Annotated in this window: 1 protein-coding gene; it reads left to right on the top strand. The window is 69.4% G+C overall.

What is annotated here, in order from left to right; all coding sequences use genetic code 11:
* Positions 1-240: 240 nt before the first annotated feature.
* The gene (locus ACFWIC_RS41070) at positions 241-1,443 is read left to right on the top strand and encodes an IS110 family transposase (RefSeq protein ID WP_380522324.1); all 1,203 of its coding nucleotides are present in this window, start codon (positions 241-243) and stop codon (positions 1,441-1,443) included.
* Positions 1,444-1,462: the final 19 nt, after the last annotated feature.

Genomic DNA, 1,462 nt, shown 5'->3' with positions numbered 1-1,462 from the left:
TCCCCGTTACCGTTTTCGTGGCCCCGCAACGGGGTTCCCGGCCTCCCGGCCCGGCATGACTTGGTCCCCTTGTCGATCATGATCGAAAAGGTGGTGTCACCGGGCTCGGGAGGCGTTGGCAGACCGCTGATGAGGGGCTTGAGCGCCGAACCCATGCCCGGGTAAGGCAGGCTCTCCGTAACGTGGATGCCGGCACGCCGATGCCGCAGGGCCGGGAGGACGAGTCCTGGGGAGGGGCAGTTGACCAGCACCGACGGCATAGATCTCTATCTCGGCCTGGACGTCGGCAAGGGCGAGCATCACGCGACCGCGCTCACCCCGGCCGGCAAGAAGGTCTTTGACAAGGCACTGCCCAACAACGAGCCCAGGCTCCGTGAGCTGTTCACGAAACTGCAGGCCAAGCACGGGACCGTACTCGTGGTGGTTGACCAGCCGGCCACCGTCGGCGCCCTGCCGCTGGCCGTCGCCCGCGCCAGCGGCTGCCGCATCGCCTACCTGCCCGGCCTGACCATGCGCCGCATCGCCGACCTCTATCCCGGCGAGGCGAAGACCGATGCCCGCGACGCGCACGTCATCGCGGACGCCGCCCGCACCATGCCACACACCCTGCGCGACCTGGTGCCGAGCGACGAGACCGTCGCCGAGCTGGAGATGATCGCCGGATTCGACGACGACCTCGCGGGCGAATCGACCAGGATCAAAAACCGCTTGCGCGGCCTGCTCACCCAGATCCACCCGTCCCTCGAACGCGTCCTGGGCCCACGACTCGACCACCCCGCGGTCCTCGCCCTGCTCGAACGCCACGGCTCCCCGGCCCAGTTGAGGAAGGCCGGCCGGCGTCGACTGGTCGCGCTGCTGCTGCCCAAGGCCCCGCGGATGGCCGAGCGGCTCGTCGAGGACATCTTCACCGCCCTCGACGAGCAGACCGTCGTCGTCCCCGGCACCCAGGCCGCCGCACTGATCGTCCCCAGCCTCGCCACCTCACTCACGGCGGTCCTCGACCAGCGCAAACTCCTCGCCGCGAGGATCGAGGAACTGCTGGAGGCCCACCCTCTTTCCCCGGTCCTGATCTCGATGCCCGGCATCGGGATCAGGACCGCCGCCCGGATCCTCGTCGACGTCGGCGACGCAAGCGCCTTCCCGACCGCCGGCCACCTCGCGGCATACGCGGGTCTGGCGCCCGTCACCCGCGCCTCCGGCTCCTCGATCCGCGGCGAACACCCCTCCCGTCGGGGCAACAAACAGCTCAAACGAGCCTTCTACCTCGCCGCGTTCGCATCCCTGTCCCAACCCGAGTCACGGGCCTACTACGACCGGAAACGACGCGAGGGCAAGCACCACGTCGCTGCCCTCGTCGCACTCGCCCGACGCCGCATCGACGTCCTCTTCGCCATGCTCCGAGACGGCACCCTCTACCAGCCACCGACCGCCGCTACCGGTTGACGAAGACCATAGGGGCACC

It is taken from the genome of Kitasatospora sp. NPDC127035 (genome assembly GCF_042726075.1).
Lineage (GTDB): Bacteria > Actinomycetota > Actinomycetes > Streptomycetales > Streptomycetaceae > Kitasatospora.
The sequence above is the reverse complement of the archived record's forward strand: the minus strand, read 5'-3'. Positions and strand labels throughout refer to the sequence as shown.